The organism is Curtobacterium flaccumfaciens (assembly GCF_013359815.1).
GTDB classification, from domain to species: domain Bacteria; phylum Actinomycetota; class Actinomycetes; order Actinomycetales; family Microbacteriaceae; genus Curtobacterium; species Curtobacterium flaccumfaciens.
On the sequence record NZ_JABMCF010000036.1, the window covers coordinates 47,615 to 60,633 of the forward strand.

The window sequence follows — 13,019 nt, forward strand, 5'->3', positions numbered from 1 at the left end:
ATCGTCGATACAGCCACACCGCGATGCGGTGTGCTCGTCACAAGGTCGTGCGCCAAGATGGACGCGTGACGGACGGCCGGGTGAGCAGACAGGTGCTCGGGCGCCGGTACCTCTCCGCCTGGATCGGCTTCTCGGCCGGTGGACGGTTCAGCCAGGCGCTCGCGACGGTCATCGTGCTGTTCGGGTTCGGCCAGCCCACCGTCGAGGCCCTGGTCGGCCGGGCGGGGACCTGGGCGGTGCTCGTGACGCTGTTCGTGCTCGCGGGGCTGAGCCTGCTCGGCCAGCGCTACCGGATCGAGTGGCACGGGGTCCTCCCCCTCTCGCTGCTGGCCTTCGTCGGCTACTGCGCGTTGAGCGTGCTCTGGAGCGAGTACTCCTGGGTGGCGCTCCGCGGACTGGTGCAGACCGTGTGCTTCATCGGCCTCGGGCTGTACCTGGCCCTCGGCCGCGACCTGGTGCAGGTGATCCGGGCCTCGGGCGACGCCTTCCGGATCCTGCTCGTGACGGCCCTCGGACTCGAGGTCCTGTCCGGCCTGGTCCTCGACGTCCCGTTCCCGGCGTTCGGCATCCGCGGCGACATCGCGTACGGCGGCCCGATCCAGGGCATCGGCGGCACCCGCAACTTCATGGGCTTCATCGCCGCGATGGCCCTGGTCACCTTCGTGGTCGAGTTCCTCACCCGGTCGGTCACGGTCTGGCGCGCGATCGCCTCGACCTCACTCGCCGTGATCGCCCTGATGCTCGTGCAGTCCCCCATCACCGGGCTCGCGATGATCGCGCTCGCCGTCACCGCACTGGCGCTCTGGTCACTCCGGCACGCACGACCGGCGACCAGACCGGTGGTCAACGGCGTCCTCGGCGCGGTCGTCCTGCTGACGCTCGCCGTCGGGGTGCTCGCCCGGCACCGTCTGCTCGCCGAGATCGGGGCGGCCGGCGGCACGGCCACCCGGACGGACCTGTGGTCGCAGATCCGGGTCCTGGTGGAGCGCTACCCGATCCAGGGCTGGGGCTGGGTGGGCACGTGGCCGACCGAGCCCGTCGTGCCCTACGTCACGCTCATCGACCCTGCCGGCGTCCGGTTCACCTCGGGCCTGAACGCCTTCGTGGACGCCTGGCTGCAGATCGGGTTCGCGGGCACGCTCATCCTCGGCATCACCGCGTTGCTCGCCTTCGCGCGCGCCTGGGTGACGGCGACGACGTTCCCCGGGGTGGCGTACGTGTGGCCGGCCGCCGTGCTCGTGCTGCTCGCCGTCACCAGCACGGCGGAGAGCTACCTGCTGCACGGCGCGGGGCTGATGTTCTTCGTGACGGTCCTCGTGATCGCCGCGCGGCGCCGCTCGTGGCGCCGACACCTGCCGCGCGTGTAGCGCGGGCGTTTCGCGCCGTGCGCCGTGGCGCTTCGTGAGCAGGAATGGTCGCCTCCGCGGAGGCGACCCGACCGTTGCTGCTCACGAAGCGGCGGTACGGCGCGACCCGCCTCCGGACGGGAGGCCCGTGGCGGCCCCGCACCGCGCCTCCAGGCCGTCGCGCCCAGCGTTCCGGGCGCGCGCTTCGTGAGCAGGAACGGTCGCCTCCGCGGAGGCGACCCGACCGTTGCTGCTCACGAAGCGAGCGAGCGAGCGCCCTACGGGCGCGTGCGGCGACCGAGGCGGCGCTGCACGCCCCACTGGGTGACGCGGAGCATCGCCTCGAGGACGATGGACCGGCTCATCTTGGAGACGCCGTGCACGCGGTCACGGAAGCGGATGGGCACCTCGACGATGCGGCCGCCGAGGGCGTCCACGCGCAGCGTCATGTCCACCTGGAAGCAGTACCCCTTCGAGTCCACCGACCCGAGGTCCATCCGCGCGATCGCCGACGAGCGGTACACGCGGTAGCCGGCGGTGATGTCCCGCACGTCGAGCCCGAGCACCAGGCGGGCGTAGGTGTTGGCCCCGCGGCTGAGCGCCTGGCGCCGGAGCGGCCAGTCGACGACCGACCCACCGGGGACCCAGCGGGACCCGATGGCGAGCAGGACGTCGTCGGACGCGGTCACGGCGTCGACCAGGGCCGGCAACCGGTCGGCCGGGTGCGAGCCGTCGGCGTCCATCTCGACCAGCAGCGGGTACCCGCGCTCCAGACCCCACCGGAACCCGGCGACGTACGCCGTGCCGAGCCCGAGCTTGCCGGAGCGCTGCAGCAGGTGCACACGGTCGTCCGCGGCCGCCAGGGACCGCACGATGTCCCCGGTGCCGTCCGGGCTGCCGTCGTCGACGACGAGCACGTGGGCACCGGGCACCGCCGCCAGCACGGCGGCGGTGATCGCACGGATGTTCTCCGCCTCGTCGTACGTCGGGACGATGACGAGGGCGGTGGTCTCCCCCGGGGTCACCGGTTCAGGCGCCGCTTCACCTTGCCGGCGACGCTCCGGGGGCCCTCGGTGCGCAGGTAGTGCACGGCACGGCCGAGGTCGTAGCGGACGCCGGAGAGCTTCTTGCGCTCCGGGACGCGGACGCGCATCTTGTGCGGCTCGATCGATGACGCGGTGTCGCGCACCGACTTGTCCGCAGCGCGGATCGGGTTCCGGCAGAACTCGACGAGCGGGGCGAGGACGTTCTCCCACGTGAACTGCTCGCGCACGCGGTCGACGTTGCCGATGAACTCCGTGCGGGCCTTCTTGTCGAAGAGCGCCGTCTCGAGCGCGGTGGCCAGGCCGTCGATGTCCTGCTCGTGCACCGCGATGCCGAGCTTCTCTTCTGCGACGAGGTCACCGAACGAGTCGCCGGCCGTCGTGACGATCGGCAGGCGTGCCCACAGGTAGTCGAGGATGCGGGTCCGGAACGAGAAGGTGGTCTCGAGGTGCTCGTAGTGCGTCGAGACGCCGGCGTCGGCCTCGAGCAGGTAGGCGCCGCGCTCCTCGTACGGGATCCACTGGTCGTTGAAGAACACGTGCTTGCCGGTGAGACCGAGGGCGTCGGCCTCAGCGCGGACCTTCGCGACGATGTCCATCTCGGGGACGTCGGGGTTCGGGTGCTGCACGCCCATGAAGAAGAGCTTCACCGACGGGCGGCGCTCGGCGAGCTGGGCGATCGAGCGGACCAGGGTGATCGGGTCGAACCAGTCGTAGATCCCACCACCCCAGACGACGAGCTTGTCGGTCTTGCCGATGCCCGGCACGACGCCCTTGACGCGCTGCTGGTCGTGGACCGGCGGCGTCGAGGACAGGCCGAACGGCACGACGCCGATGAGCGAGCGCAGGTCGGCGTCGCGCGAGTAGGTGCGGGCGTTCACGCGGCCGGAGCCGGCGAGCTGCCCGAGCCAGAACATCCGCTGGCGCTCGGAGGCGCAGATGAAGTAGTCACCGAGCTCGAGCTGGTGGTTCAGCGTGTCCGAGGCGTCGAGGATCTGGCGGTTCCACTTGTCGACGTCGTCGCTGCGGCCCTGTTCCAGCTGCTCGAGGTGCAGCGGGTCGTAGACGTCGACGACCAGGATCTTGCTGGTCGACTCGAGCACCGGGAACAGCCGGAGCGCGTGACCCTGCACGATGATGACGTCGGCCCAGCCCTCGTGCTCGACCATCTGGCGCGGGTGCCGGTGCGGGACCGTGACGACCTCGTACGACGGGTCGATCGGCGACGAGCGGGTCAGGCTGACCACGCGGACGTCGTGCTCGGACGCCAGCTGCTTGGCCATCTGCGTGGCACGGATCGCCGGACCGGCCATCTTGGCGCCGATCGAGTCGCCCGTGATGATGAGGACGCGGCGACGGGTACCGACCTCGAGCACGCCGAGGGAGTGCACGATCTTGTCGTAGCCGGCCAGGTAGTTCTCGATCGGGTACGCGGGCTCGTCGCGGTTGCCGAACAGGCGGAGGAGTTCACGGTCCGACCGGACGCGGGTCGCCTGGATCTGGCGGCGGGACTCGGTCATCGACGGCAGCTGCTCGACGAACTGGTCGACGCCGTAGATGCCCGCCATGCTCGTCTTCGGCACCGGGATCGTCGGGACGCTGTCGTCGCCGGGGTTGCGCAGGTCGAGCTCGGTGGAGTCGAGCTCCCCGCGGCCCACGGCACGGCGGACGGCGAGTGCCAGGGAACCGGGCAGTGCCGCGGCGAGCTGCTCGTCACCGAGGTTCTTGTAGAGCGTGAACAGTGCGTTCCGCTCGAGCAGGTAGGTCTCGCGGAAGTCGCCGAACTTGTTCATCGACGCGTGGTGCTTGTGGAACGCGACCGACTTCGGCTGGTACCGGAAGCGCCAGCCGAGCAGGTTGAGCCGCCAGCCGAGGTCGACGTCCTCGTAGAACATGAAGTAGCGGTCGTCGAAGCCGTCGAGCTGCTCGAAGAGCTCGGCGCGGATGAACATCGCGGCGCCGGTGCCGAACAGGACGTCGGTCTCGCTCTCCCACCGGCCGGTGTCCGGCGACCCGGCGAAGGGCTTGTAGCCCATGCCGTACCAGGTCATCGCGGCCTCGGTGAAGTCGACGTTGACGCCTTCCCAGTCGAGGACCTTCGAGGCGACGGCGCCGATGTCGGCACCGGAGGCGAAGGTGGCCATCGCCTCGCGCACCCAGCCGGTGTCCGGGCGGGCGTCGTTGTTGAGGAACGCCACGACCTCGCCGGAGGACTTCTCGACGCCGAGGTTGCACCCACCGGTGAACCCGAGGTTCGCGCCCGCGTCGATCAGGGTGAAGTCGAGGCTCGAGGCCTTGAGACGCCCGAGGTGCTCGGGGCCCGAACCGTTCTCGACGACGATCACCTCGAGCTTGTCCTGCGGCCAGTCCTGCTTGCGGAGTTCCGCGATGCTCGTCAGGGTGTCGTCCGTGCCCTTGTAGTTCACGAGGATGACGGACACGACTCCCGGCTTGCGCTCTGTCACGCGAGTTCCTCCAGCAGCTGCCGCGCACCGGGCGCGGGTCGATGGGTCGGCCGACGGGGTGCCGCGGGCCGATGACACCCTACAAGGCGCGCCCAGGGACTCCCTGCTGCCGCTGCGGATTCGTGCAGAATGGCGTGCGTGACCGCAGTGATCCCGAGCACCCCCATGTCCTCTCCCCTCCGCGAGGACTACGCGGCCCTCGCGGCTGACGAGCACGCCGAGGGCCCCCGCGGCACGATCCGCTTCGCGGTGTCGACCGCCGATCCGTCCGAGGGCAAGGGCGACCTGTTCGTCGCGCTCGGGCTGGCGCGGGCGCTCCGGGCCGAGGGCTGGGGCGTCGCGATGTGGCCGCTCGAGCGCTGGGGCGAGGAGCTCCCCGCCGACACCGCCGTCGTGGTCAGCATGATCGAGTCCTTCGTGCCCGGGTACGTCCCCGCCGGCACCGCCCTGGTGGCGTGGGTGCGGAACTGGACCGCCAAGTGGGCCGCCCTGCCGTACCTCGACGAGTTCGACGCGGTCTGGACCTCGTCCGGGACCGCCCGCGACGCGATCGCCGCGGCCTACTCCGGCCCCGTCGAGGTGGTGCCGATCGGCGTCGACACCGAGCTGTTCACGACCGACGCCCCCGCACCGCGCGAGCGCACGGACCGCGCCGTGACCACCGTCAACTTCTGGGGCGTCCGCCGCCGGGTGCAGGACGTCCTCGCCGAGGTCGCCCCGGCCGAACCGATCGTCTGGTTCGCCGCGAACGTCGACCACGTCGAGGCCTCCGCGGGCGTCGAGCTCCGCCCGGCCGTGTCCTACTTCGCCCTGCCCGAGGTCTACCGCGCCGCCGGTTTCGTGGTCGACGACGTCATCGAGCCGGCCGCCGAGTACGGCACCCTGAACTCCCGCCTGTACGAGTCGCTCGCGTCCGGTGCACTGCCCGTCACCGACTGCGCGCTCGGGCTCGACGAGCTCGGCCTGTCCGACGTGCCGGTGTTCGACGACGCCGACTCGCTCGAGCGCGTGCTCGCGATGCCCCGCGACGAGCGCACCGCCCTGGTCGCCCGGCTCCGCGCCGTCGTGGTCGAGCGGCACTCGTTCCGCAGCCGCGCCGAACAGGTCGGTCCGTCGCTCGACGCCGCCGTCGCCGCCGCCTCGGGCCGGAGCGGCGAGCGTGGCGCGTTCCTGCGGTGGGCCACCGCCCAGCGCGAGACGCTCCGGCAGACCGAGCACGACCGCGACGTGCACCTGGCCGGCGTGCACGACATCAACGCTCGCCTGGTCGCGTCGGAGCAGAAGGTCGGCGCGTACGACACCGCCCGCCGCCTGGCCGAGGCGGAGCGCGACCAGATCGCGGCCCGCTTCGAGGGCCTCACGCGCTCCCCCGAGTACCGGCTGCTGCACGGCGTGGGCCTGATGGCGCGGCGCGCGCGCCGCTGACGGCGGTCGACGCGACCCACGACGGACGGGAGGCCCGGTACCAGCTGGTACCGGGCCTCCCGTCCGTCGTGTGGTGACCGTCTACTGCACGGTGACCGTCTACTGCACGGTGACGGTCTTCGTGCCGAAGCTCTTGTAGGTGCCGCTCGGCAGGTCCTGGAAGTAGACGCGCACGGTGTGCGTGCCCTTCTTCACCCCGGTGAGCTTCCGCGACAGCCCGACGTCCGGACCCCAGTCCGGGTGCACGGCCTGCACGTCGGTGCGGGTCGCGTTGACGGTGCCCGGCGAGACGGCGACGCCGTCCAGGTGGATCTTGTACTTGACCGGGTCCCAGACGTCCGGGTCGATCGCCCAGCCGGCCACGGTGATGGTGCCCGTGCCGCCGGTGACGGACTCGTACAGGCCCTTGACCGAGCCGGTCTTGCCCGTCTTGCCGGTGGTCGGCGGGTCGGTGACCGTCACGCTCTTCGTGCCGAAGCTCTTGTACGTGCCGCTCGGCAGCTCCCGGAAGTACACGCGCACGGTGTGCGTGCCGGCGGTCAGCCCGGGGATCTTCAGCGAGAGGCCGACGTCGGAGCCCCACGCGGGGTGCACGGCCTCGACGTCGGTCCGCTTCGCGTTCGCGGTCCCGGGGGCGATGGCGACACCGTCGACGTGGATCTTGTAGGCGACGGGGTCCCAGACGTCGGGGTCGATCGCCCAGCCGCGCACCGTGGCGCTGTTCACGCCACCGACCACGGACTCGAACGCACCCTTGACCGAGCCGGTCTTGCCCGTCTTGCCGGTCGTCCCCGACGCATCGGGTTCGGCGGTCGACGCGGCGGTCACGGTCACGGACTTGGTGCCGAAGCTGACGTACTTGCCGCCCTGCAGGTCCTGGAAGTAGACGCGCACGGTGTGCTTGCCCGCCTTCAGGCCGGTGAGCCGGAGCGTCAGGCCGACGTCGGAGCCCCACGTGGGGTGCGTCGCCTCGACGTCGGTGCGGGTGGCGTCCGCGACCCCGCTGTTCGTGCTCACGCCGTCGACGTGGATCTTGTACTTGACCGGGTCCCACACGTCCGGGTCGATCGCCCAGCCGCGCACGGTGGCCGTGCCGACGCCGCCGGTGACGGAGTCGTACGACCCGCGCACGGCACCGGTCTTGCCGGTCTTGCCGGTGGTCGGGGCGTCCACGACGACCGACTTCGACGCGACCTTCACGTACTTCGTGCCGGGCTTGTCCATCACGTACAGCGTCACCGCGCGCGAGCCCGCGCTGATGCCGCCGATCGTCTTCGAGAAGCCGAGGGTGCTGCCGACGCCCGGGTAGACCTTCGCCACGTCGGTGCGGGTCTTGTCCGCCGTGCCGGTCGCCTTGCTCACGCCGTCGACGAGGATCTTCCACGAGCCGGGCTTGGACGAGTCGGGGTCGAGGACCCACCCGGTGGCCGAGATCGTGCCGACGCCGCCGGTCACCGAGTCGAGGACGCCCTTGGGCGCCGCGCTCGTGATGGTGCGGGTGTAGCAGCCGAGCAGGGTGTTCGCCCCGCGACCCTGGTTGATGGCGTAGCTGCAGACGGAGTGCTTGCCGAGGCTCAGCCCGGTCAGTTCGGCCGAGAACCCGTGCCGGGTGTTGTTCGCGCCGAGGGTGCCGGCGAGGTCGCTCCGGGTCGTGTCCGCCGTGACGGTCTTCGCGCCGGTGCCGTCGACGTAGAACGCGACGCGCAGGGCGTTGGTGGTGTCCGGGTCGGCCGCCCAGCCGGTGACCGTGATCGACGAGGTGGAGGTCGCGGTCACGGAGTCGACGTCGCCGTAGGGGTTGCCGCCGCCGGCCGCAGCACCGAACCAGTCGGTGTACATGCGCCAGAAGTTGCGGTTGCCGTAGGCGGAGCAGCTGTCACCGGAACCGTAGAGGTTCGACATGGCCGCGGCGTTCGGGGTGTACGGGGTGTAGATGTACAGGCTCGCGGTGGCCTGGTTCTGGATGTAGACGGACTTCCGACCGCAGGCCGCGTTCGGGTTGAGCAGGATCGAGTTCGTCCGGCCCGCCTGGTACGCCCACGAGGTCGGCGACGCCTGGTACCGCTTGAACTGCAGGGCCGCTGCGTAGACCTGCTGGCCGAAGCCGAAGTACGCCGGGTCGCACGGGGCGGTGTCCGGGCACGCGAAGCCGGTGGCGTGCAGGTACATGTAGGACGTCGGCGAGGACGTCGTGACGATGCCCTGCTCCTTCTGCAGGAGCACGAGGAGCACCTTCTGGCTGATGCCGCACGCGGCACCGACCTGGGCGATCATCGTCGCGGCCGACTTGGTGCCACCCGCGATGGCCGCGCACCGGCCGGAGACGGCGCCGATCGAGCTCATCTTCTGCGAGAAGTCCTTGAGGCAGGCGGGGCCGCTCGACGACTTCCGGCAGTTCGGCGCGACGCTCGTCAGGAACGACTGCACGGCGGCGGCGTTCATCGCCGAGCCGTTGTAGAAGTTCGCGTCGCTGATGATGTTGCCCGGGTCGAAGTCCGAGGCGACCGCGGCCGAGGCCGACTGGGTCGTGGTCTGCTCCGCGAGCACCGTGCCGAAGGTCAGGCCGCTCACCGCGACGGCGAAGGCCGCCACCAGGGCGAGGGAGCTCCGGAGGGAACGACGGGAGCGGGCTGCTCGGGCGGAACGGGTGGTGCGGGGGGTGCGGGGGGTGCGGGGGGTGCGCATCACGGGACCTCGGCGGTCAGGGGGTCGGACGTCGTCGACGCGGAGCCGACGGCGTAGGTCAGGGTGACGGACCAGGTGCCGCTCGACACCTTCGCCGCGGGGAACGACACCTGCGCGCAGTTCACCGACGAGGCACTCGCCTGCGCGGTGCTCGTGGCGGTGCGCGTGACGCCGTCCTTCGTCGCGGTGAAGGTGCACTTCCCGCTCGTGTCGGTCGTACCGGAGACCAAGCCACCGGCCTGGAGGGTCTTCGAGCCGGTGTCCCAGCCGGCGAACGTGACGACGGACGTGGCCGGGTACTCCGACGGGTCGGTGTCCGGCTGGTTCGTCGCGCCGCTGCCCGGGAACGCACCGGGGGTGTCGTCGTCGGAGGCGCCGACATCGTCGCCGTCACCGTCGTCGGACCCACCGTCGGTCGGCGTCGAGGCCGCGTCGGTGGGGGCCGAGGTCGCCGAGTCGTCGTCGGTCGGGGTCGCACTCGGGGTGCGCGAGACGGACGCGGACGGCGACGGGGTGGCGTCGTCGCCACCACCGGAACAACCGGCCAAGAGGAGACTGAGTGCACCGACCACCGCGAACGCAGCGATCGGCCTGGATGCGAGGAGCATGCTGACGGGCCGTCCTGTGGATGTTGACAAGGGTCCGGGTTGCAACAACGGTAACTCGAAAGTGAAGGTTGAGGGTTGGATCGGCCGGAATCACCCCCACTCGGGGTGCACGACGACCGTCGCCCAACCCCGTCCCGCGGGCCCGGTGAGTATGCTGTTCCGGTCCTGCCCCCACGAACGAAGAGACGTATGGTCGACCAAGCCCGCATGACCGCGCTCGCGAAGGAACCCCTCGTCGTGATCGGCGCTCCGACGAGCGCCTTCCGCGGGACCTTCCGTGAGCTGCGCGACGTCTTCCGGCAGCGCGAGATGCTCGGCATGCTCGTCCGACGTGACCTGAAGGCCCGGTACAAGGACTCGGCACTCGGGTTCGTGTGGACGCTCGTGCGCCCGCTGACACAGCTGCTCATCTACTACTTCGTCATCGGCAAGGTCCTCGGCGCCGCCAACGGCATCGACAACTTCGCGATCTACGTCTTCACCGGCCTGACCGCCTACACGCTCTTCAGCGAGATCGTCGCCGGGTCGACCGGCTCGATCGTCGGCAACTCCGGGCTGATCAAGAAGGTCTACGTCCCGCGCGAGGTCTTCCCGCTCGCCAGCGTGGGCGCGGCCCTGGTGAACTTCACCATCCAGTTCGCGATCCTGCTGGCCGCGACGGTCGTCATCGGCGTCTTCCCGTGGCACGAGGGTCTGGTCTACCTGATCCCCTCGCTCGCGGTGATCCTGGTCTACGGCGCCGCCATCGGCCTGGTGCTGTCCGCGCTCAACGTGTACCTGCGCGACGTGCAGTTCGTCATCGACGTCGGCCTGATGGTCCTGCTCTGGGCCTCGCCGATCGTCTACTCGTACTCGCGGGTGGTCGCCACCGTGAACGCCGACTGGCTCCTCACCCTCTACACGAACAACCCGCTGACCCTGTCGGTGCTCGGCCTGCAGAACGCGATCTGGCTGCACGACCCGGCCGACGTCACGTACCCCGACCACCTGATGCTGCGGCTGGGGATCGCGTTCGTGATCGGTCTCCTCTGCCTCATCGGTGCGCAGCGGATCTTCTCCCGCCTGCAGGGCAACTTCGCGCAGGAGCTCTAGACCATGGCCATCAGCACCCCCGTCGCCCCGACGACCGCCGGCGAGACCGCCGAGCGTCCCGACGTCATCGTCATCGACCACGTCCGCAAGCGCTTCACGGTCCGCAAGGACAACACCCTGCGCGAGCGCATCGTCACCCTCGGCCGCGCCGGGCGGAAGCACCGCCAGGACTTCTGGGCCCTCGACGACGTCACGGTGTCGATCCAGGCCGGCTCGACCGTCGGGCTCATCGGCCAGAACGGCTCCGGCAAGTCGACCCTGCTCAAGGCCATCGGCGGCATCATCCAGCCGACCTCCGGCACGGTGTCCCGCCGCGGTCGCCTCGCCGCCCTGCTCGAGCTCGGCGCGGGGTTCCACCCCGACCTGTCCGGCCGCGAGAACGTCTACCTCAACGCGAGCCTGCTCGGCCTCAGCCGCAAGCAGACCGACGAGAAGTTCGACGACATCCTGGCGTTCTCGGGCATCGGGGACTTCATCGACACCCAGGTGAAGTTCTACTCATCGGGCATGTACGTGCGGCTCGCGTTCGCCGTCGCCGTGCACACCGACCCCGACGTCCTGCTCGTCGACGAGGTGCTGGCCGTCGGTGACGAGGCCTTCCAGCGCAAGTGCCTCGACCGCATCCGCACCTTCCAGGAGGCCGGCAAGACGATCATCATCGTCACGCACTCCCTCAGCCAGGTGCAGGAGATGTGCGACCGCGTCGTCCTGCTCAACAAGGGCAAGGTGCTGCACGACGGTGACCCCGTCCAGGCCGTGAGCATGTTCCGCGAGGTGCTCGAGGAACGCCGGCAGGGCGAGCTCAGCACCGACGTCGCCGTCGGCCGGGGCAAGGTCATCGGCGCGAGCGTGCGCGTCGACGGCAAGGAGCCCCGCGCGGACGTCATGCCGGGCGACGACCTCGTCGTGGACATGGAGTTCGAGCACCTGGACGGCATCGCCGACTGGGAGGCCGCGGTCCAGATCAACAACGCCGGTGGCCAGGTCGTCTACGGCACCACCACCGGCATCATGGGCCTCGAACTGCAGCCGCTGCACGGTCGCCGGAAGCTCCGCCTGCGGATCGCCGACACCGCGTTCGGCACCGGCAAGTACTTCATCAACGTGTCGATGATGGACTCGGCCGGGCGCCACCTGCACGACATGCCGGAGTGCGACTCGTTCGAGGTCCCCGGGTTCGAGCACGCCGTGGGCACGGTCTACGCCGAACCCTCGATCGAGGAGCTCGACTGACCCCGGACGACGGCGACACCGGGACCCGCGCCGACGGCATGCCCCGTGGTGACTCCGCGCCCCGGACCGACGGCACGCTCCGCACCGCGGTCGTCGTCGTCAACTGGAACCGCGCCGACCTGACCACCGCGGCCGTCCGCGCCGTGCTCGACGAGGGCACGGCCGACGACGTCATCGTCGTCGACAACGGGTCGTCCGACGACTCCGTCGCGGTGCTCCGCCGTGCCCTGCCGGACGCCACCGTCATCGCACGCGACGACAACGGCGGCTTCGCGGCCGGTGCCAACACCGGCATCCGGCACACGGACGCCGACGTCGTCGTGCTCCTGAACAACGACGCCGTGCCCGCACCGGGCTTCGTCGCGGCGCTCCGCGACCACCTGGCGCACGCCGGGCCCGAGGTCGCCGCCGTGACGGGCCGGATCGTGCTCGCCGGACGCTGGACGGGCCTCCCGGCCGGGGTGGAGCCCGCCCCCGGCCAGCGCGTGCTGCGCGACCACGACGGCCGTCGCTGGACGCCGTCGGCGGACGGCGAGGTCCGGCTCAACTCGACCGGCGTCCGTGTCGACCGCGACGGCAACGGGATGGACCGCGACTGGTTCGCGCCCGTCGACCGGGTCGCCGACGTCGACGTCTTCGGGTTCTCCGGCGGCGCGTCCGCGCTCCGCCGATCGGCGCTGGACGACGTCGGCCTGCTCGACGAGTCCCTGTTCATGTACTACGAGGACACCGAGCTCGCCTGGCGGCTGCGCCGCCGCGGATGGCGCGTCGAGCACGCGGCGGACGCGGTCGTCGAGCACGACCACTCGGCGTCGTCCGGCGTGCAGAGCGACCTGTTCGTCTTCCGGAACGCGCGCAACCGCATCGTCGTCGCGCTCTGGCACGCCCCGTGGCCGACCGTCGTGCGGGCGAGCGTCCGCACCCTGGTGCGCGGCCTGCGCGGGCTGGCCTCCGGTCGCACCCGCCGGGAGGCGCGGCTCGTCCTGACGGCGTTCGCGGACGTCGCGGGGACCCTGCCGGTCCACCTCGCGCGCCGGCTGCGCGAGACCCGGCGCGCGTCCGTCCCGCGCCGCAGCGTGGACCCGGGCGCATGAGTGCAGCGGGCTATCCTGGACACTCCCC

The 13,019-nt window shown here is 70.9% G+C and carries 9 protein-coding genes; 5 read left to right on the top strand and 4 right to left on the bottom strand.

Annotated features, from left to right (window positions below):
- Positions 1 to 80 precede the first annotated feature (80 nt).
- Complete coding sequence (locus tag HP445_RS08375; RefSeq protein ID WP_128780653.1) at positions 81 to 1,367, top strand: O-antigen ligase family protein; 1,287 nt, start codon at positions 81 to 83, stop codon at positions 1,365 to 1,367.
- A 257-nt stretch (positions 1,368 to 1,624) separates the two neighbouring features.
- Here HP445_RS08375 and HP445_RS08380 read toward each other — a convergent pair whose 3' ends face one another.
- On the bottom strand, positions 1,625 to 2,371 hold the full coding sequence (locus HP445_RS08380) for a polyprenol monophosphomannose synthase (RefSeq protein WP_111031898.1): 747 nt from the start codon (positions 2,369 to 2,371) through the stop codon (positions 1,625 to 1,627).
- The gene (locus HP445_RS08385; RefSeq protein ID WP_128780652.1) at positions 2,368 to 4,854 is read right to left on the bottom strand and encodes a glycosyltransferase; all 2,487 of its coding nucleotides are present in this window, start codon (positions 4,852 to 4,854) and stop codon (positions 2,368 to 2,370) included. The genes HP445_RS08380 and HP445_RS08385 overlap by 4 nt, the downstream gene beginning before the upstream one ends.
- Positions 4,855 to 4,992: 138 nt before the next feature.
- Here HP445_RS08385 and HP445_RS08390 point away from each other — a divergent pair, with 138 nt between their 5' ends.
- A complete protein-coding gene (locus HP445_RS08390) occupies positions 4,993 to 6,279 on the top strand; it encodes a glycosyltransferase family protein (RefSeq protein ID WP_128780651.1) in 1,287 nt (428 codons plus the stop codon).
- A 99-nt stretch (positions 6,280 to 6,378) separates the two neighbouring features.
- On the opposite strand, the gene HP445_RS08395 is transcribed toward HP445_RS08390, so the two are convergent.
- Entirely contained in the window at positions 6,379 to 8,964 is a 2,586-nt protein-coding gene (locus HP445_RS08395) for a hypothetical protein (RefSeq protein WP_128780650.1), read from the bottom strand.
- Positions 8,964 to 9,572: a hypothetical protein gene (locus HP445_RS08400; protein WP_128780649.1), complete on the bottom strand. Its 609-nt coding sequence runs from the start codon at positions 9,570 to 9,572 to the stop codon at positions 8,964 to 8,966. Before HP445_RS08400 ends, HP445_RS08395 begins: the two co-directional genes overlap by 1 nt.
- 189 nt (positions 9,573 to 9,761) lie before the next feature.
- On the opposite strand from HP445_RS08400, the gene HP445_RS08405 reads away from it, so the two are divergent.
- The 3 genes from HP445_RS08405 to HP445_RS08415 are packed head-to-tail and all read left to right on the top strand — an operon-like array spanning position 9,762 to position 12,991.
- Positions 9,762 to 10,664 (top strand): ABC transporter permease, encoded by a 903-nt coding sequence (locus HP445_RS08405; protein WP_111022341.1) that lies wholly within the window; start codon positions 9,762 to 9,764, stop codon positions 10,662 to 10,664.
- Between the two features lie 3 nt (positions 10,665 to 10,667).
- Positions 10,668 to 11,897, top strand: a complete 1,230-nt coding sequence (locus HP445_RS08410; protein ID WP_128780648.1) for an ABC transporter ATP-binding protein — start codon at positions 10,668 to 10,670, stop codon at positions 11,895 to 11,897.
- A gap of 38 nt (positions 11,898 to 11,935) precedes the next feature.
- Positions 11,936 to 12,991 (top strand): glycosyltransferase family 2 protein, encoded by a 1,056-nt coding sequence (locus HP445_RS08415; RefSeq protein ID WP_128780647.1) that lies wholly within the window; start codon positions 11,936 to 11,938, stop codon positions 12,989 to 12,991.
- The last annotated feature ends 28 nt before the right edge of the window (positions 12,992 to 13,019 follow it).

What these genes read in the sequence shown, in the direction of transcription:
- HP445_RS08410 (WP_128780648.1), top strand. Translation starts at nt 10,668, where the DNA reads ATGGCCATCAGCACCCCCGTCGCCCCGACGACCGCCGGCGAGACCGCC.
- HP445_RS08415 (WP_128780647.1), top strand. Translation starts at nt 11,936, where the DNA reads ATGCCCCGTGGTGACTCCGCGCCCCGGACCGACGGCACGCTCCGCACC.
- HP445_RS08405 (WP_111022341.1), top strand. Translation starts at nt 9,762, where the DNA reads ATGGTCGACCAAGCCCGCATGACCGCGCTCGCGAAGGAACCCCTCGTC.
- HP445_RS08400 (WP_128780649.1), bottom strand. Translation starts at nt 9,572, where the DNA reads ATGCTCCTCGCATCCAGGCCGATCGCTGCGTTCGCGGTGGTCGGTGCA.
- HP445_RS08395 (WP_128780650.1), bottom strand. Translation starts at nt 8,964, where the DNA reads ATGCGCACCCCCCGCACCCCCCGCACCCCCCGCACCACCCGTTCCGCC.